Origin of the sequence: Staphylococcus sp. MB377, from assembly GCF_001922505.1 — a bacterium.
GTDB classification, from domain to species: domain Bacteria; phylum Bacillota; class Bacilli; order Staphylococcales; family Staphylococcaceae; genus Staphylococcus; species Staphylococcus haemolyticus.
The window spans coordinates 1-17,277 of the sequence record NZ_MAON01000014.1; the positions used below are offsets into that span (position 1 = coordinate 1).

The following is a 17,277-nucleotide window of genomic DNA, read 5'->3' on the forward strand; positions in this document are numbered from 1 at the left end:
AAAGTTATTGGAAACTATTTCTTAAACCTTTTGAAACGCTAGAAGCATTTAATTATCATAAAGTCCATTTATTTAAAGAGTGGAAAACCGAAAAAGGCATTATAAATTACTTATTAGGTGTAGATATAGAATTATTTAATACATATCACTACGTTCATGAGCTAAGAAGATTATTAAAAGAAAATCAAATAGAGAAATTTAATCATAAACTCTTTTCTATTCATCTTTCAGATGTGTGTACTAAATTACGCCCAGTCATTAGAACTTTAAGACGATTAGCAGCTTTCATTGAAAATACTATGACATATTCTAACCTGACCAACGGTCCGTTAGAAGGAATTAATAATAAAATCAAACTCATTAAAAGGGTATCTTTTGGTTATAGAAATTATGATAATTTGCGTAATCGAATTATTATAACTTCGCGACTATTTGCCTCAACAACAAAGAAAGAGATTAAACAACCTAAGGTTGCTTAATCTCAATATTTGGACTCATCAGTCCGATTTGACGTAGAGCCTAAAAAAGCTACAAAACTTTCAATTGAAAGCTTTGTAGCTTATTGTGCTAACAATTAGTCAGCGTAAATTTCATCTAAAGGTTTAACAATGATTTGGTTAATTTCTTGGAATACTTGGCTCATTTTTTGCTCAGCTTGCATTAATTCAGAAATATTTTCATCTTTTTCAATTGCTTGAGCTTGTTCTTGAGCTTTTGCTAAATCTTCTTCAGGAATTTCTTCACCTTGCATTTGTTTTTGTTGGAAACTTAATTGAGTTTCACGGAACTCATCGAATAATTTTTTTGATTCTTCATTATCTTTAACTTTAGAGAAAGCATCTTTAATAGCTTTATATTCATCACTATCTCTTAATGCTTGTTCTAGTTGATTTGCATAATCATATAAATTTACTGCCATGTTTGTTTGCACTCCTTAGTGAAAAGTAATTTTGACAACTCTTTATTACCATAACATATTATTTATAGTTAGACAAAGATTGCGACTATACCTTGGAAAAATCCTATAATACCACCTAAAATGAAACCTAATGACATGATAAGTTTTAACTCTTTATTAGCGATTTCAATAATTAATCTTTCAATATAATCTAAGTCAAAGGTATTAATTTGATTTTCAACCATCTGACGTAAATTTATTTTTGTCATTATCGTTGATAAATGATTAGATGCTTGTTTAATTATTAAATCAGTAATTGCATTAGCAACTCCTACTTGAATTTGATCAACTAATTTTGGTGTTAACTTACTGATTGGAGTATCCATTTTTTCATTTAATTGTAAATTTGTCATGATTAAATGCACCAAGGATTCACTTATATTTGTAAATTGTTCTTCTTTAACAACATTACTTAAAGGTTGAGATTTTAATGTTTCATATTCACCTCGAATCACTTTGTCAATAATAACTTTTGCTTTAGGATGTCTTGTTAAACGTATTAATTCATGTTGAACACGTTCAGCAATACTTTCTTTAGTCATAAACATTTGTAATAATCCAACAATTTTACCTTTTTCAGCAAAAAATGTATCTAGCATATCGTAAATATCTCTAGCACCTTTATCTGAAGAAAGATAATTACGTGCACGTTCTCGAATTAAATCTCCTGCTTGGTCTAATTTTTCATCAACCATTGTTATTACTTCTGCAGGAAGAATTTCATTAATTGATGTTGCCTGTTTATCATAGTAATAATTATTCAATTTATTTATTATGGTTTTATCTAGCTTATTGTTAATGAGGTCATCAAGATCAAAATCAAATTGATTTGCAAATTTTCGTATTGTAGCATCGTCACTTTTTAGTTTAGACAATTGCTTTATTACTAAATCATTGATTGCTTCACGAGTATTTGGTTCATTTAACTTTTGATGTATAACTGACTCTGTTATCAAATGTTCTTCAATCACTTGACCTATCTTAGTAGCAATTTCTTCCCTTCTTTTAGGAATTAGACCAGGTGTAAATGGTATACGCATCTTGAATATATAATATGGTTTAAATGGATGGAATAACATTCTTATTGCAATTACATTTGTTACGCCTCCAATTACAGCCCCTACTACTACCATAAATAGGATTACTAAAAAAGCTTGCATCTCGATTTCTCCTTAAAAATTATTTTCACAATATGATGATTATATCACTTTGGAATATATGGTTCCTTAATTTTACTTTGCATTAAAATTGAAAATGCAGAAATGTTTTGAAATAAAAAAATCGAGCCACGATATCAAATATCTTAGGCTCGTCTTTTAATTAATATCAAGTTAAACTTAAGCTGAGAATTTCTTAATATAAGAATAATCTCAGTTCAATCAGTTTTACAATTAAGCTATGTAGTCTCAAAACATTATGTTCGCCATATGTAATAACCACATACTTTGAATGTATATAAATTAAAAGTGATTAAATCTGGTGTGATTCTTCTATCACTTTCATATTAAATCATAATATTTTAACTATTATTAAACGTGCATTAATTCTTCTTTAGCATTTCTGTTAAAGTATGTTTCAGCTTCTCTTAATTTTGAAGTGCCAAAGATAGGTTGCTTTTCTGAATTTAATACTCTATATATGTTACTTACTTTATTACTTTGTAACATAAAACCATTACGTGTTTCGATAGTATTCCAATAAATATCACTAGTTGTTGAATGATTTGGATATGCACAATGATTACGTGAAATAGTTTGAACAATTTCTAAAGGATCGCAACCGAACGTATTATTTAAAACATCAGAATCTCTGAATAATGCACAAATTGAAACACATGTTGTCCAGTTTGGTAACACACGTTCTTTCTCAATTTGAACTAATGTTTTTTTTGAAAGGCCAATTGTTTGAGCCATAGTATCTTGCGTATAGCCCGCTTCAATTCTTACCATTTTAAATTTTGTTTGAATTAAATCTGTGAAACTCTGTCTATCCATATTTTATTCTCTACCTTTCTAATAGGGGTTAATTTATCCGGACACAAGAAATTGCAATAATACACATTTCTTGAAACACAAATTACATCTTAATATATTTTCAATAAAATGAAAAGAGGAATTTTTGTTTTTGTATACAATTTTATTAATGGCGAAATTATCAAAATAATTAAATTAATTTATTTGCTAACTCACTTCTAATAATCCTTTACATTTTAATTGTATTTTCATCCCTAACTCTTTAACGATTTATTATATTACACTCTATACAAGTTTATTTTCAATAGCATAAATTGCTGCTTGTGTACGGTCTGTTACACTTAACTTATTAAATATATGACTAACATGTGTTTTTATTGTTTTTTCAGAAACGAATAACGTATTTGCAATTTCTTTGTTCGTTTTACCTTTTACCATTTCAGCTAATACTTCTATTTCTCGTTTAGATAGCTTATTAGTATTATGTGGTTTTGAAGATACGGTGTCTATTACACTTTGTGCTTCTGGATGAATAATCCGTTTATTATTTAAAACGTCATGTATCGTTTGAATTAATTTTTGAGGCTCAACATCCTTCATTTCATATCCATCTGCCCCTTTATTAATAGCTGAAATAACATGTTCATCATCTACATAACTTGTTAATACCAATACTTTAATATCAGGGAAATGACGTTTCACGTATTCTGTCACTTCAATACCATTCATTTCAGGCATTACCAAATCAAGAAGGATGATATCTGGTATATCATGGTCATTTAAATAATTAATTAAAGATTGACCATCCGATAAGCTTGCCAAAACTTCCAAATCAGCCACCGTCGATAAAAGGAATTCCAATCCTTGTCTTACAATATGATGGTCATCAATCAATATGACTTTAGCCACAATTTTTCTCCTTTCACCAATTTACAAAGGAATCTCTAAAGATAGCGTTGTTCCTTTGTTAGGCATTGTATCTATGTTAACTTGTCCATCTAATGCATAAATTCGTTGACTTATGTTTTTTAACCCTTGTGATGAAGTATTAGTTTCTTTATTCATATCGAAACCAATTCCTTCATCTTTTGCAATAATTATCAACTTTTCTTTATCTTGTTTTAAAATAATATGTATTGAATTAGTTTGAGCATGTTTTTTAGTATTATTTATACATTCCTGTAATATCCTATAAACGTTCTCTTCTACGATATTTGATAAACTAATAATTCCATCAACACTTATTGTTAGTTTTATATTAAGAATTTGTGCATATTGATTTAATGCCTGCACCAAACCATGCTCAAGACCTACTGGTTTAAGTTGCCAAATTAGTGTACGCATTTCATTAACCGCATTTTGACTTGTTTCTTCAATTGTCTTAAAAGCTTTTTTCGCAATTTCATCTGTCGTTATGTCATGTGCTGCATGAGCGGTCAATTTTAGTGAAAATAATAATTGGTTTACTGAATCATGTAAGTCTCTTGCTAAGCGATTACGTTCATTTAATCTAGCTGCCTCTTTTTCCTGATCAGTTAAATAAATGCGTTTAATTGAAGAGCCAATCTGTAAAGCGACCGATTCTAATAGGGCTAAATCCTGTTCGCTATAACGCGTAGTATATGGTGATGCAACATTGAGTAAACCATATTGTTCTGTGCCAGACCGTAGTGGCACTGTAGCATGGTGTGTTACACCTTCTGTTGCTGCTTTATATGCTTGATTTGCTAAATTTATTCTAGAACAATTGATTATGTTAGAAGCCTTCGTTAAACGCTCATTATGATACGCAGTGACACACCAACAAGATCCTTCTTTCATATAACAGCAATTATCCTTCTTTAATGCACCTGGGAGATCAACATCAGCTACTATCTCGTGATGGCCGTTATTATCTATAAAGAAGATCCAACCAGTTGTAAAGTTACTACCATTTATTAAATAATTCAAAGCACCGTGCATCATATTATATAATTCTGTTTCCTCATTGAGATATTCTGCTATTTCTTTTAATAATGCTAAGCGTGTTGGTTTTTCCATGAAATCGCCTCAGTTACTCATATTTGCATTAGTCTTATTATACAGTGAGATTTACATTTTTAAAAATGTAAAAATGTTTAAGTTACATATTATTATTTATTATGAAATTCGTAAGATTGTGATTAATATACGTTATTAGCAATCTAAGATATGGTATGATTAATGCGAATGCTATTAGGAGGAAATTATGAAGTTTAAAATACATGAGAATTATAATCAAAATACGTTGAGAGAAATCTTTCAATCATTGAAATTGCCTAAGAAAGACTTACATCAGTTAAATATGTCAAAAGATATAACTATAAACAATCACCCTGCGAAATTAACAGATAAAGTGCTTACCGGGGATGATATTTACATTCCAACACCAGTAGAAAAAAGTAATTACTTACCTAGTTATCGTTACGCACAAATTAGTTATGAAGATGATGATTTAGCTATTGTCATGAAACCTAAAGGCGTTAAGACTCATCCAAATGATTTAAAAGAGAGTAACACTTTAATGAATCATGTTATTTATACGTTAGATAGTGAATATGTCGAACCTATTCATCGCTTAGACCAAGAAACGGTTGGTTTACTCATTGTAGCTAAGAATCCTCTAATGAAAAAAATTCTAGATCGTATGTTGGAAGAAAATGAAATTACTAGAATATATAAGGCTAATGTCAAGTCATTATTACCAATTAAACCTCAAACTATTGATAGTCCTATAGGTAAGGATAAATTCCATCCTAATAAACGACGAATTTCTAATACAGGTCAACGAGCGATTACGCATATTCTTTCCTCTAAAATGATAAAAGAAGGCGTATGCCAATTGGATATTAAATTAGATACGGGCCGTACTCATCAAATTAGAGTTCATTTAGCTGAAATTGGTCATCCTGTTATAGGCGATCCTTTGTATGGTAATTCTACATTACGCCAACTAGAACTTAATAGTCATAAAATTGAATTTAAACATCCACTCACTCAAGAATTAATATCAGTTAGTTTGGATGATGAATAAATAATAAGGAGTAACTATCGATTCATAGACAGTTACTCCTTTTATTAGTTATATGTGGTTGTTTTTTAGTGTGGGTCCACCATATCCTCAGGTTTTATCCATTCTTCAAATTGTTCTTCTGTAACATGACCAGATTGAATAGCCGATTCTTTTAATGTTAACCCTTCTTTATGGGCTTTCTTGGCAATTTGAGCAGCTTTTTCATAACCAATGTGTGGATTTAGCGCAGTAACTAACATTAATGATTGATTTAAATAATTATTAATGTTTTCTTCAATTGGTTCAATGCCGACTGCACAATTATCATTAAACGTTTGCATACCATCTGCAAGTAAGTAAATTGATTGTAATGTATTATGAAGAATTACTGGTTTAAATACATTTAATTCAAAATTACCTTGAGAACTTGCAATACCAACTGTAGTGTCATTACCCATAACTTGTACTGCAACCATAGTTAACATTTCACATTGTGTTGGATTTACTTTACCAGGCATGATTGATGATCCTGGTTCATTTTCGGGAATTGAAATCTCTGCAAGCCCCGCTCTAGGACCAGATGCTAACCATCTAATATCATTGGCGATTTTCATTAAGTCTGCTGCTAAGGCTTTTAACGTACCATGTAATTGCACGACTTCATCATGTGAAGTCAACGCATGGAATTTATTTTCAGATGATACAAATTTATATCCAGTATTCTCTGAGATAAATTTAGCAACTTTATTACCAAATTCTGGATGTGCATTAATACCTGTACCTACGGCAGTTCCACCGATAGCCAAACTTAAGATATGTTTTTTTGATTCAGCTAATAATTCTTCACATTTATCTAACATATAACGCCAGCCACTAATTTCTTGACCTAATTTAATTGGTGTCGCATCTTGTAAATGTGTACGTCCAATTTTAATAATTGATTGGTATTTATCTTCTTTTTCTTTAAAAGTATCACGTAAATGTTTTAATGCAGGTTCAAGTTTCATTTCAACTTCATGATATAATGCAACATGCATTGCTGTTGGAAAAGTATCATTTGAACTTTGAGATTTATTCACATCATCATTAGGATGAATCGATTCATCGATACCTTGTTCTTTTAAATATTTATTTGCTACGAAGCTGACTACTTCGTTAACGTTCATGTTACTTTGCGTACCGCTTCCTGTTTGCCAAACAACTAGTGGGAAATGTTCATCTAATTCCCCTTTTAAAATTAAATCACAAGCGTAAACGATTGCATCTTTTTTAGCGTCACTTAGTTTTCCTAGTTCATGATTTGCTAATGCTGCACCTCGTTTTAATTGAGCAAATCCATATACTACTTCAATTGGCATACGTTCTTTACCTACAGGAAAGTTTCGTTTACTTCTCTCCGTTTGTGCACCCCAATATTTATCACCAGGTACTTCAATCTCTCCGAATGTATCGTGTTCAATTCTTACTGACATGCGATAATCTCCCCTTATACAATTATTTATTCATAGTATAGCATTATTTAAATTAAAGGGGCAATGCATTACTAAAGCGGTTTCAATAATACAAACTCATATCATAGATATAAAAAATAACGATTGAAACAATGATTTAATGTTCCCAATCGCTATTATCTTTGAAAAATTTTGTCTTATCGTAATTGACCGTTGCTTGCTTAAGTTAGACTTGATATTTAACTTTTACTGCTTTAATAACAGCTAAAGCACTCAAAATATAAAATATAATACTTAAAGTTATTGTAATAGGACTAATTTGAACTAGAAATCCTATAAAACCAGTAAATTGCTCATAAATATCATTTAAAGAATAAATTAAAATACCAGTTATTAAAATACAACACAACACACTTATGAACACACCTGTTTGATTACTCTTAATAAAAGGCTGAGCACTAATATTATCAATTAAGCCTTGAGATAAATTTAATTGTAATTTTATGATTTTAAACAAAATAGGTAAGTAAAGTGCACCGAATGCTATTGGAAATCCTTTTATAGAAAGTAAACTAATAATAATTGTGGCAATCGTAAGTGGAAGCCAATATCTATGTAACATTTTAAGCTCTCCTTATACATTTTCATTGAATTTTATTTTACCATAATTTTTATAGCATTAAATTGAATTAAATGATTGATTGATGAAATTACGCACTCAAATGACAATGTATATTGCTTCATTAAAAAAATAACCTAAGACATCTTTAACATCTTAGGTTACTTGGTTCATAAATAATATTTATTTTGTTAATTATCATCAAGTTAAAATTTACTCATGCGATTGATTCAACCTGTCCTCGTCGTTTTCTTCAGAAATTTGTTCCATTTCTTTGCCCAATGTTTTCAAGTCATCTAAATCTTGAACCATCGCATTTTCTTCCTCATGATAATTTAATTCTGAATCTTTATTTTTAGTCATAACTCAGACCTCACTTTTAAATTTAAGCAAATCTAGCAGTGAAATATTCTTTAACATCTTCAGGTAAACCTTCTGCAGCTGCTCTATCTAAAACAACTGTTACCATTCTATGAGCTTTTAAATCAGCTGGTTCAAAGCTAGATTTACCATTTTCTTCATAAAGTTTTTTAACAACTTCACGTTTATTAGCACCAGTCACAACTAATACTACTTCACGCGCTTTTAATAATCCTTGTCTTACATTTACATTTAAACTACCTGATTCATCAATAGAAGTAACTTGTAAAATTAATTTACCTTTATTTTCTTTAGTTTTAATTTTGTCATCAATTAAAGATTCTGCATCATCGTCAAGATTAATCGGATAAATTTGACTAGTAGGTACACCTAATGCTTCATAGTATGAGCGATTATCGTCATAATCTAAGATATTTACTTGACTAAAATCAACCGCATTATGATCTACATCTTTCTTTAACTCATCTAAAACAGGTGCAGCATCCTTTGTTAAATGAATTCCCGCAATAGTTGTAGGGTTGTTATTAAATTGCTTTCTAATGATATCTGCTGTGTACTCAGCTACATGTTCTACATCATTAAATACTTTAAAGTTCATTGCCATTGTCATTACACTCCTCTTAGTTCATCAATGTCATATAAATAACGTATTATTCGTTAACTTACCCTTTTAGACACTAAATCAAACTATTTTAAAAATGTTATTATACATCATTAATAAATATAACATTTTTTAATAAATAGATGCATAGAATTTTTACTAACTTACTACTTATTAGGATAAACCTGGGAAATTTTGTTGTCGCAATGCTTCATAAATTAATAAAGCGGCTGTGTTAGATAAATTTAACGATCTGATATTTTCACTCATAGGAATTCTTAATGCCATGTCAGCGTATTTCTCTTTTACCCAATCCGGTAATCCAGTCGTTTCTCTTCCAAATATAAAATAATAATCTGTATCTTCTTTAGAAAAATCAAAATCACTATACGTTTGTTTTCCAAATTTAGTTAGTAAGTAGTACTCACCTTGAGTAGCATCGAAAAAGTCTTCAATACTTTCATGATAAGTAATATATACATGCTCCCAATAATCAAGACCAGCACGTTTTAACATTTTATCATCAGTACTGAAGCCCAAAGGCTTAATTAAATGTAAATGTGTGTTCGTTCCTGCACAGGTACGTGCAATATTACCAGTATTTGCAGGAATCTCTGGTTGAAATAAAACAATATGGTTTGTCATTTAAAGTTTCCTCATTTCTATTCCTTTTATCATTTCATTTTGAACTTCTTCAATTTCATTTTCATAGTTTGCAACTATAAATTCACGTGCATCTTCACCTTGAATTTGGCCAATCGCCCAGTATGCCGTCCCTCTTATCATTGGTCTTGGATCATTTAATGCAACTTCCTTAAGTTCTGGTATTGCTGCCTCTTCATTAAAATGTGCTAAAGCTATTATTGCATTACGTTGAATTGGTTTTTTACCTCGCCAAGCACCAGCTAAATGCCCATATGTTTGTTTGAATTCTTTATTGCTCATTTGTAATAACGGTACTAATCTTGGTTTTAGAATCTCAGGTTCTAGAATAATGTCATCATGCGTTGTATTGATCCCCCTATTTCTAGGACAAACTTGTTGACACGTGTCACATCCATATAAGCGATTGCCTATCTTATATCTATATTCATCTTGCAGATATCCTTTAGTTTGAGTTAAAAAACTAATACATTTTTGAGAATTCAATTGACCATTTCCAACAAGCGCCCCTGTAGGACATCTATCTACACATATTGTACAATCTCCACAGCTATCAAGTAATGGATCATCAGGTTCAAATGGAATACTCACTAACATTTCACCTAAATAACTCCATGTTCCTAAATCTGGATTAATAATAAAACCATTACGTCCAGCAAATCCTAAACCTGCTCGTTCAGCAACGGCCCTATCTGATAATACACCAGTATCAACCATACTTTTTAGTTCTACATCAGGAACTTTAGATTGTATAAAATCAGCAAGTTTATCTAAACGTTTACGCATAATAGAGTGATAATCTTGCCCCCAAGAGGCACGAGCAAACATACCTCGGCGATCACCTCTGACACTTTTAGGTGCACCTTTAAGCTTATTCGGATATCCAACAGCAATTGCTATAATTGAGCGTGCGGTAGGCAAACTTAATTTTGGCTCAGTTCTTAATGAAATATCTGACTCCTCAAAACCCGAAGCATAGCCATTTGCATGATAATCTTCTAATTTCTTTTTAAGTTCATCAAATGGATCGGCAGTAGTAAAACCTATACTATCAATACCTATTGAATAAGCATAATCGATGATTTCTTGTTTAAGCCAATTATAATCCAATTCATTTGCCTCCTTAAAATTGATACATATTACATTTTAACATAATCCACATAATGAAATAGTTATTTATTTATATAATAATTGAACACTTTCCTAATAAATATTCCAGTTCAATTTAAAAATAGCGAGTTTGAAACATGATATGATGTCTCAGACTCGCTGCTATTTGTTTACTTATTATAAAACTCTTGATAAAAAGTTTTGCGTTCTTTGATGAGTTGGTAATTGAAATATTTGCTGAGGTGAACCTTCTTCAATAACATGCCCATCTGCCATAAATATAACTTTATCACTCACATCTTTTGCAAATCCCATTTCGTGTGTAACAACAACCATTGTCATTCCTTCTTTAGCTAAATCTTTCATTACCTTTAGAACATCATACACTACCTCTGGATCCAATGCAGACGTAGGTTCATCAAACAATATAATATCTGGATGCATAGCCAGTGCCCTTGCAATCGCAACTCTTTGTTTTTGTCCTCCAGATAATTGAGAAGGATATACATTTGCCTTATCTTCAAGTCCAACTTTTTCTAATAATGATAATGCCTCTTGTTTCAATTGATTTAAATCGCTTTTATTTAATAACTTAGGAGCCAATATGATGTTATTTAATACAGTCTTATGTGGAAACAGATTAAAATTTTGAAAAACCATGCCCATTTTTTGACGTAATTTATTTAAGTTATTTTTGTGAATAGAGAGTTCATTACCTTCGAATACAACCCTTCCGTTTGTTGGTGTTTCTAACAAATTCATACATCTTAATAAAGTGCTTTTTCCACTTCCTGATGGTCCTATAATCGCTAATACTTCACCTTTTTTAATCTCTAAATTAATATCCTTAAGCACTTCATTTTTCCCAAATTTTTTATTTAAATTTTCAATTTTAATCACTTGCTTTCAGTCTCCCTTCTATTAAACTCATTAATCTTGATAATGAAAAAGTTAATACAAAGTACATACATGCTGCTATGATTAATGGCGTAAATGGATCAAATGAAATACCTTGAACAACCTGTGCATTAAACATAATTTCACCAACCCCAATTGTAGATATGATTGATGATTCTTTTATTAAAGTTACAAATTCGTTTCCTAGCGCTGGTAATATATTTTTAAAAGCTTGAGGCAATATGATATAAATCATTGTTTTTGAGTAGTTTAACCCCAAGCATTGTGCAGCTTCAGTTTGACCTTTATCTACTGCATTAATTCCAGCTCTAATTATCTCAGCAATATAGGCTGAAGAATTAATAACTAAGGCAATCGTCCCACAAATTAAAGCAGAAATGTCTAATCCTAAAAGCGCGGTAGTGCCAAAAAATACGATAAACACTTGCACTAACATCGGTGTTCCTCTTAAAAATTCTATATATATTGTTGCGGGTAAAGAAATAATTTTAAACTTACTTAATTTTGCAAGTGCAATAAATGACCCGATTATTGCTCCACATACAACACCAATTAAAGAAATTATTATAGTGTTTTGTAATCCTTTTAAGAAAAAAGTTCCATACTTTTGAATAAAGCTTCCATCATCAACCATTTGTTCTGAAGCAATATCCATATATTTATTAATTAAATGTTTATCTTTAACATCTTTAATAGAATGATTTAAGTGTTCTAATAAAATTGGTGAGTCTTTCGGTAGTGCTATAACTGTGGGTTTCTTTTCTTCATTGAAAGAAACATGGACAATATTTAAATCCTTATTTTGCTTAGCATAAGCATCTGCTACTGGTTTTTCGATTACTAAACCATCAATTTTTTTACTTTTAAGTGCCAAAATTGCATCTGGTAAACGATTTAATGAACTTATTTGTGCATTTTCTATTTCTTGCTGTGCAATTTTTTCTTGTTCACTGCCCTTTTGAGCTCCTATTTTTTTATTATTAAAATCACTCAACTTATGGAAGGTATCATTATTATTTTTTCTAATTAACATAACATTTCCTGTTTCCATATATGGCTCGGAAAAATCAACTTCTTTTTTTCTTTCAGGTGTTGTTGTCATTCCTGATATAATTATGTCAATTTTTCCAGTTTTCAAAGCTCCAAGTAGGCTATCAAATTGCATATTCACTATTTTTAACTTTAAATGATTATCTTTGGCAATTTTTTTTGCTAATTCAATATCTACACCAGCATACTCTGTTTTACCATTTTTAGTTTTTTCAAATTCTAATGGTGCGTAATCAGCTGATAATCCTACTCTTAATTCACCCCTATCTTTAATTTTATTCCAAGTTGCATCTTCATCAGCTAATGCCATTGGTTGTATGTATATCAATGTCAAACTAATTAAGATTGCTATCGCAAGTACTTTTGTTAATTTTTTCATAAGCAACCTCCTTTAATTAATTCATTATTATACACATAAACGTATTAATATACAATAAAAATTTTAAAAAAGAGTGAAACAAAATTCGATTTGAATCTTCGTCTCACCCTGACAGGTTAACTAGAGTTGAGAAAAGGTAAATATAAACACTTTCTCAATTCAGTTAAAAGCTTTGAATTAAATTTATTTCATTATATAAATTAAACTTTTGTACATACATCTTAATTGCTATTATTGTTTAGGAATTTCGAATTTGTATATACCATCATGATAGCTTGGTATTAATTTTTTGCATATTTCATGTATAATGAATGCACTCACAAATGGAATAACAAAATAGCCGAAAACGAGCAAAATAATAATTATAGTAGCGTCTCCAGACATTCTATTAAATGCATTAATCGGTCCTACCAAGCCTGTATAACCAAATCCGGCAGATAAAGGTGTACCTTTAATACCTATAGCATATGCCAATACACCAGAGACGATACCATTTAAAGTTAAAGGAACTGCAATAATTAAATGTTTTAAATAGACTGGAATCATCATCTTCGCTGCACCTATAAGTAAAACAATATTAACCCCCATAGAGTTAACTCTTATTGAACCGAATATAAAAGTCACACAAGCTGCGACAATGCCCATGTTAGCAGCACCACTTCCCAAACCAGTTAAACTTATAGCTGTTGCTATGGCGACTAATGAAATAGGTGTAACCATTAACAATGAGAAAGTCACACTTATTAGTATAGACATAATTAAAGGATTAAGATCAGTGAATGAATTTACCATATGGCCAAGTCCTTTAGTAATTGTTTGTACATAAGGTAAAGTTAATAAACCAATTAATCCACTTAATACAGGTATTACAACCGGTAATATAATCATTTCAAGTGAGCCTAATTTTCCTTGTAAAAACATATATATTGCACAAGCTATAATTACAACTAATATGATATTGATTATATCTCCAATCCCTTTTAAAACAATGCCCTTAGCTGTAAATTGAACCGCTCCAGATCCAAGCATTGCGGCTATGCCTACCATACAAGAACCTGCCCCATTAAACTTAAATTGATGTGCAGCTAAAACACCGATAATAAATGCCATGAATGATTGAATTATCATTACTAATTGAAACACAGTTTCGAGCATTGGATGTGCATCCATAAATAATTTCAAAAATTCTCCTAATAACGCATTTGGCAATAAAGCTAATACTACTCCAGCACCTACCGCATTTAGAATATTACTAAAAAAATACTTTAAACTTACACGTTGTTTACTCATAGTAGCCTCCGTTTTTAAACATTAGCTTTATCTTAGTACAAACTAATGTGTTTAACAATATGAACATTTCTTTTTTAATCAAAAATTAATGCTAATTTTTAAAAATACCATTGCTAAAACTTAACATAAGAAGTTAAAAAATTATAAATATAATAGTTCAATAACTGATACTTAACCACAGACTAGAAAATTGAAAAATTGAAATCAATTACAAAACAAAAAAAGTGGAAACGTTGTTAAAACAACATTTCCACATTAAGAATTATACCGGCGGTCGGGGTCGAACCGACACTCCAATACAGGAACGGGATTTTGAGTCCCGCGCGTCTGCCAATTCCGCCACGCCGGCTCAATTTTTGATAAATAAAAAACTTCCATTTGGAAGCAAAAACATGGAGCGGAAGATAGGATTTGCACCTATATCTCGTTCCGGGAAGGAACGTATTCTAAAAGTTGAAATACTCCCGCATTATTAAAATTTATTGGAGCGGAAGATAGGATTTGCACCTATATCTCGTTCCGGGAAGGAACGTATTCTAAAAGTTGAAATACTCCCGCATTATTAAGAATTATGGAGCGGAAGATAGGACTTGCACCTATACCTCATTCCGGGAAGGAATGTGTTCTAAAATTGAACTACTCCCGCATCGTGCATGGAGGCGGCAACCGGATTTGAACCGGTGATAAAGGTTTTGCAGACCTCTGCCTTACCACTTGGCTATGCCGCCAATAACTGGGCTAGCTGGATTCGAACCAGCGCGTGACGGAGTCAAAGTCCGTTGCCTTACCGCTTGGCTATAGCCCATTAATAAAATTAAGGGCGGTTGAAGGGAATCGAACCCTCGAGTGTCGGAACCACAATCCGATGCGTTAACCACTTCGCCACAACCGCCATGGCAGGGACAGTAGGAATCGAACCCACATCAAAGGTTTTGGAGACCTCTATTCTACCGTTGAACTATGTCCCTAAATTAAGATGGTGGAGGGGGGCAGATTCGAACTGCCGAACCCGAAGGAGCGGATTTACAGTCCGCCGCGTTTAGCCACTTCGCTACCCCTCCATGAGATGGTGCCGGCCAGAGGACTTGAACCCCCAACCTACTGATTACAAGTCAGTTGCTCTACCAATTGAGCTAGGCCGGCATAACAAAATGGTTCAGGACAGAGTCGAACTGCCGACACATGGAGCTTCAATCCATTGCTCTACCAACTGAGCTACTGAACCATTATTTGTAATGGCGGTCTCGACGGGAATCGAACCCGCGATCTCCTGCGTGACAGGCAGGCGTGTTAACCGCTACACTACGAGACCTAAAAGATAAATTGCGGGAGGCGGATTTGAACCACCGACCTTCGGGTTATGAGCCCGACGAGCTACCGAACTGCTCCATCCCGCGATAATAATTAATGGCGGAGGAAGAGGGATTCGAACCCCCGCGGCCCGTTAAGGCCCTGTCGGTTTTCAAGACCGATCCCTTCAGCCGGACTTGGGTATTCCTCCACTAATTAAATGTAAATTACTATAAAATTATTAAATGGCGGTCTCGACGGGAATCGAACCCGCGATCTCCTGCGTGACAGGCAGGCGTGTTAACCGCTACACTACGAGACCAATAAAATACGGAGGAAGAGGGATTCGAACCCCCGCGAGCCGTTAAGCCCCTGTCGGTTTTCAAGACCGATCCCTTCAGCCGGACTTGGGTATTCCTCCAAAATTATATGGACCTTGCAGGACTCGAACCTGCGACCGAACGGTTATGAGCCGTTAGCTCTAACCAACTGAGCTAAAGGTCCAAATTATAATTCTACAACTAATAAGTAGTGGCGGTGGAGGGGATCGAACCCCCGACCTCACGGGTATGAACCGTACGCTCTAGCCAGCTGAGCTACACCGCCGTTATCTAGTTTGTAAATTTAATATGGTGGAGACTAGCGGGATCGAACCGCTGACCTCCTGCGTGCAAAGCAGGCGCTCTCCCAGCTGAGCTAAGCCCCCATATTTTTTATATAATTAAAGTTCCTATCGGGAAGACAGGATTCGAACCTGCGACCCCTTGGTCCCAAACCAAGTGCTCTACCAAACTGAGCTACTTCCCGTAAGAGAACGCGCCCGATAGGAGTCGAACCCATAACCTCTTGATCCGTAGTCAAACGCTCTATCCAATTGAGCTACGGGCGCAAAATTATATATGGTGCCGAGGACCGGAATCGAACCGGTACGGTGATCTCTCACCGCAGGATTTTAAGTCCTGTGCGTCTGCCAGTTCCGCCACCCCGGCACTATATTAAAAATAATGGAGCGGAAGACGGGATTCGAACCCGCGACCCCCACCTTGGCAAGGTGGTGTTCTACCACTGAACTACTTCCGCGTATGCGGGTGAAGGGAGTCGAACCCCCACGCCGTAAGGCGCTAGATCCTAAGTCTAGTGCGTCTGCCAATTCCGCCACACCCGCGTATACATGTGAGCCATAGAGGATTCGAACCTCTGACCCTCTGATTAAAAGTCAGATGCTCTACCAACTGAGCTAATGGCTCAAAATAGATGGTGCCGGCCAGAGGACTTGAACCCCCAACCTACTGATTACAAGTCAGTTGCTCTACCAATTGAGCTAGGCCGGCAATATATTGTTTTGATAAAATGGTGGAGAATGACGGGTTCGAACCGCCGACCCTCTGCTTGTAAGGCAGATGCTCTCCCAGCTGAGCTAATTCTCCATTATATTATGCCTGGCAACGTCCTACTCTAGCGGAACGTAAATCCAACTACCATCGGCGCTAAGGAGCTTAACTTCTGTGTTCGGCATGGGAACAGGTGTGACCTCCTTGCCATTGTCACCAGACAAGAGAATGA

General features: G+C 33.3%; 16 protein-coding genes, 27 tRNA genes and 1 rRNA gene. 2 read left to right on the plus strand and 42 right to left on the minus strand.

Annotation, left to right across the window (positions count from 1 at the left end; all coding sequences use genetic code 11):
* A partial coding sequence (locus tag BB045_RS04580) for a transposase (protein ID WP_142236925.1) occupies positions 1–479 on the plus strand: 479 nt, incomplete at its 5' end.
* Between the two features lie 95 nt (positions 480–574).
* On the opposite strand, the gene BB045_RS04585 is transcribed toward BB045_RS04580, so the two are convergent.
* The 5 genes from BB045_RS04585 to BB045_RS04605 form a co-directional block, all read right to left on the minus strand.
* Positions 575–919, minus strand: a complete 345-nt coding sequence (locus BB045_RS04585; RefSeq protein ID WP_011275418.1) for a YlbF/YmcA family competence regulator — start codon at positions 917–919, stop codon at positions 575–577.
* A 68-nt stretch (positions 920–987) separates the two neighbouring features.
* Positions 988–2,118 carry a DUF445 domain-containing protein gene (locus BB045_RS04590; RefSeq protein WP_048667995.1) on the minus strand — a complete coding sequence of 377 codons (1,131 nt, stop codon included), beginning with the start codon at positions 2,116–2,118 and terminating at the stop codon, positions 988–990.
* A 369-nt stretch (positions 2,119–2,487) separates the two neighbouring features.
* Positions 2,488–2,952 (minus strand): XRE family transcriptional regulator XdrA, encoded by a 465-nt coding sequence (xdrA, locus tag BB045_RS04595; protein ID WP_011275416.1) that lies wholly within the window; start codon positions 2,950–2,952, stop codon positions 2,488–2,490.
* Positions 2,953–3,216: 264 nt separating this feature from the next.
* Entirely contained in the window at positions 3,217–3,840 is a 624-nt protein-coding gene (locus BB045_RS04600; protein WP_070441464.1) for a response regulator, read from the minus strand.
* A gap of 21 nt (positions 3,841–3,861) precedes the next feature.
* Complete coding sequence (locus BB045_RS04605) at positions 3,862–4,971, minus strand: GAF domain-containing sensor histidine kinase (protein ID WP_075140553.1); 1,110 nt, start codon at positions 4,969–4,971, stop codon at positions 3,862–3,864.
* A gap of 187 nt (positions 4,972–5,158) precedes the next feature.
* Between BB045_RS04605 and BB045_RS04610 the strand changes: the two genes are divergently transcribed.
* Positions 5,159–5,983, plus strand: a complete 825-nt coding sequence (locus tag BB045_RS04610) for an RluA family pseudouridine synthase (RefSeq protein WP_053025419.1) — start codon at positions 5,159–5,161, stop codon at positions 5,981–5,983.
* Positions 5,984–6,048: 65 nt separating this feature from the next.
* Here the strand turns inward: BB045_RS04610 and fumC are convergent, their stop codons facing one another.
* From fumC to rrf, 37 genes are all read right to left on the minus strand, one after another.
* Entirely contained in the window at positions 6,049–7,434 is a 1,386-nt protein-coding gene (gene fumC, locus BB045_RS04615; RefSeq protein ID WP_053025421.1) for a class II fumarate hydratase, read from the minus strand.
* A 205-nt stretch (positions 7,435–7,639) separates the two neighbouring features.
* Positions 7,640–8,035, minus strand: coding sequence for a hypothetical protein (locus BB045_RS04620; RefSeq protein ID WP_053025423.1), 396 nt, complete (start codon positions 8,033–8,035; stop codon positions 7,640–7,642).
* A gap of 210 nt (positions 8,036–8,245) precedes the next feature.
* A complete protein-coding gene (locus tag BB045_RS11970) occupies positions 8,246–8,395 on the minus strand; it encodes an SAS053 family DNA gyrase inhibitor (protein ID WP_141738627.1) in 150 nt (49 codons plus the stop codon).
* Between the two features lie 22 nt (positions 8,396–8,417).
* Positions 8,418–9,017 (minus strand): 6-phosphogluconolactonase, encoded by a 600-nt coding sequence (locus BB045_RS04625; protein WP_053025425.1) that lies wholly within the window; start codon positions 9,015–9,017, stop codon positions 8,418–8,420.
* 171 nt (positions 9,018–9,188) lie between these two features.
* Positions 9,189–9,659: a tRNA (uridine(34)/cytosine(34)/5-carboxymethylaminomethyluridine(34)-2'-O)-methyltransferase TrmL gene (trmL, locus tag BB045_RS04630; protein ID WP_053025428.1), complete on the minus strand. Its 471-nt coding sequence runs from the start codon at positions 9,657–9,659 to the stop codon at positions 9,189–9,191.
* The gene (queG, locus tag BB045_RS04635; RefSeq protein ID WP_053025430.1) at positions 9,660–10,787 is read right to left on the minus strand and encodes a tRNA epoxyqueuosine(34) reductase QueG; all 1,128 of its coding nucleotides are present in this window, start codon (positions 10,785–10,787) and stop codon (positions 9,660–9,662) included.
* Between the two features lie 177 nt (positions 10,788–10,964).
* Entirely contained in the window at positions 10,965–11,687 is a 723-nt protein-coding gene (locus BB045_RS04640; RefSeq protein ID WP_075140554.1) for an amino acid ABC transporter ATP-binding protein, read from the minus strand.
* Positions 11,680–13,134 carry an ABC transporter substrate-binding protein/permease gene (locus BB045_RS04645; RefSeq protein ID WP_053025432.1) on the minus strand — a complete coding sequence of 485 codons (1,455 nt, stop codon included), beginning with the start codon at positions 13,132–13,134 and terminating at the stop codon, positions 11,680–11,682. The genes BB045_RS04640 and BB045_RS04645 overlap by 8 nt, the downstream gene beginning before the upstream one ends.
* A gap of 231 nt (positions 13,135–13,365) precedes the next feature.
* Positions 13,366–14,424 (minus strand): PTS sugar transporter subunit IIC, encoded by a 1,059-nt coding sequence (locus BB045_RS04650; RefSeq protein WP_053025433.1) that lies wholly within the window; start codon positions 14,422–14,424, stop codon positions 13,366–13,368.
* A 265-nt stretch (positions 14,425–14,689) separates the two neighbouring features.
* Positions 14,690–14,773: transfer RNA gene (locus tag BB045_RS04655), tRNA-Leu, on the minus strand.
* A 44-nt stretch (positions 14,774–14,817) separates the two neighbouring features.
* Positions 14,818–14,892: transfer RNA gene (locus tag BB045_RS12140), tRNA-Gly, on the minus strand.
* Between the two features lie 15 nt (positions 14,893–14,907).
* Positions 14,908–14,982: transfer RNA gene (locus BB045_RS12145), tRNA-Gly, on the minus strand.
* 14 nt (positions 14,983–14,996) lie between these two features.
* Positions 14,997–15,070: transfer RNA gene (locus BB045_RS04660), tRNA-Gly, on the minus strand.
* Between the two features lie 8 nt (positions 15,071–15,078).
* Positions 15,079–15,152 (minus strand) — tRNA-Cys (locus tag BB045_RS04665).
* A gap of 5 nt (positions 15,153–15,157) precedes the next feature.
* Positions 15,158–15,229, minus strand: a tRNA-Gln gene (locus tag BB045_RS04670).
* A gap of 14 nt (positions 15,230–15,243) precedes the next feature.
* Positions 15,244–15,316, minus strand: a tRNA-His gene (locus BB045_RS04675).
* Between the two features lie 2 nt (positions 15,317–15,318).
* Positions 15,319–15,392: transfer RNA gene (locus tag BB045_RS04680), tRNA-Trp, on the minus strand.
* A gap of 9 nt (positions 15,393–15,401) precedes the next feature.
* A tRNA-Tyr gene (locus BB045_RS04685) sits at positions 15,402–15,485 on the minus strand.
* A gap of 6 nt (positions 15,486–15,491) precedes the next feature.
* Positions 15,492–15,567: transfer RNA gene (locus BB045_RS04690), tRNA-Thr, on the minus strand.
* A 9-nt stretch (positions 15,568–15,576) separates the two neighbouring features.
* A tRNA-Phe gene (locus BB045_RS04695) sits at positions 15,577–15,649 on the minus strand.
* A gap of 11 nt (positions 15,650–15,660) precedes the next feature.
* Positions 15,661–15,736 (minus strand) — tRNA-Asp (locus BB045_RS04700).
* An 11-nt stretch (positions 15,737–15,747) separates the two neighbouring features.
* A tRNA-Met gene (locus tag BB045_RS04705) sits at positions 15,748–15,821 on the minus strand.
* Positions 15,822–15,832: 11 nt separating this feature from the next.
* Positions 15,833–15,925 (minus strand) — tRNA-Ser (locus tag BB045_RS04710).
* A gap of 35 nt (positions 15,926–15,960) precedes the next feature.
* Positions 15,961–16,036: transfer RNA gene (locus BB045_RS04715), tRNA-Asp, on the minus strand.
* 9 nt (positions 16,037–16,045) lie between these two features.
* Positions 16,046–16,135 (minus strand) — tRNA-Ser (locus BB045_RS04720).
* Between the two features lie 9 nt (positions 16,136–16,144).
* A tRNA-Ile gene (locus tag BB045_RS04725) sits at positions 16,145–16,218 on the minus strand.
* 28 nt (positions 16,219–16,246) lie between these two features.
* Positions 16,247–16,320 (minus strand) — tRNA-Met (locus tag BB045_RS04730).
* A gap of 24 nt (positions 16,321–16,344) precedes the next feature.
* Positions 16,345–16,420 (minus strand) — tRNA-Ala (locus BB045_RS04735).
* Positions 16,421–16,447: 27 nt separating this feature from the next.
* Positions 16,448–16,521 (minus strand) — tRNA-Pro (locus BB045_RS04740).
* A gap of 8 nt (positions 16,522–16,529) precedes the next feature.
* Positions 16,530–16,603: transfer RNA gene (locus BB045_RS04745), tRNA-Arg, on the minus strand.
* 11 nt (positions 16,604–16,614) lie between these two features.
* Positions 16,615–16,703 (minus strand) — tRNA-Leu (locus BB045_RS04750).
* 16 nt (positions 16,704–16,719) lie between these two features.
* A tRNA-Gly gene (locus tag BB045_RS04755) sits at positions 16,720–16,794 on the minus strand.
* Positions 16,795–16,797: 3 nt separating this feature from the next.
* Positions 16,798–16,879, minus strand: a tRNA-Leu gene (locus BB045_RS04760).
* 9 nt (positions 16,880–16,888) lie between these two features.
* Positions 16,889–16,961: transfer RNA gene (locus tag BB045_RS04765), tRNA-Lys, on the minus strand.
* Between the two features lie 8 nt (positions 16,962–16,969).
* Positions 16,970–17,045 (minus strand) — tRNA-Thr (locus BB045_RS04770).
* Positions 17,046–17,065: 20 nt separating this feature from the next.
* A tRNA-Val gene (locus BB045_RS04775) sits at positions 17,066–17,141 on the minus strand.
* A gap of 10 nt (positions 17,142–17,151) precedes the next feature.
* A 5S ribosomal RNA gene (rrf, locus tag BB045_RS04780) occupies positions 17,152–17,266 on the minus strand.
* Positions 17,267–17,277: the final 11 nt, after the last annotated feature.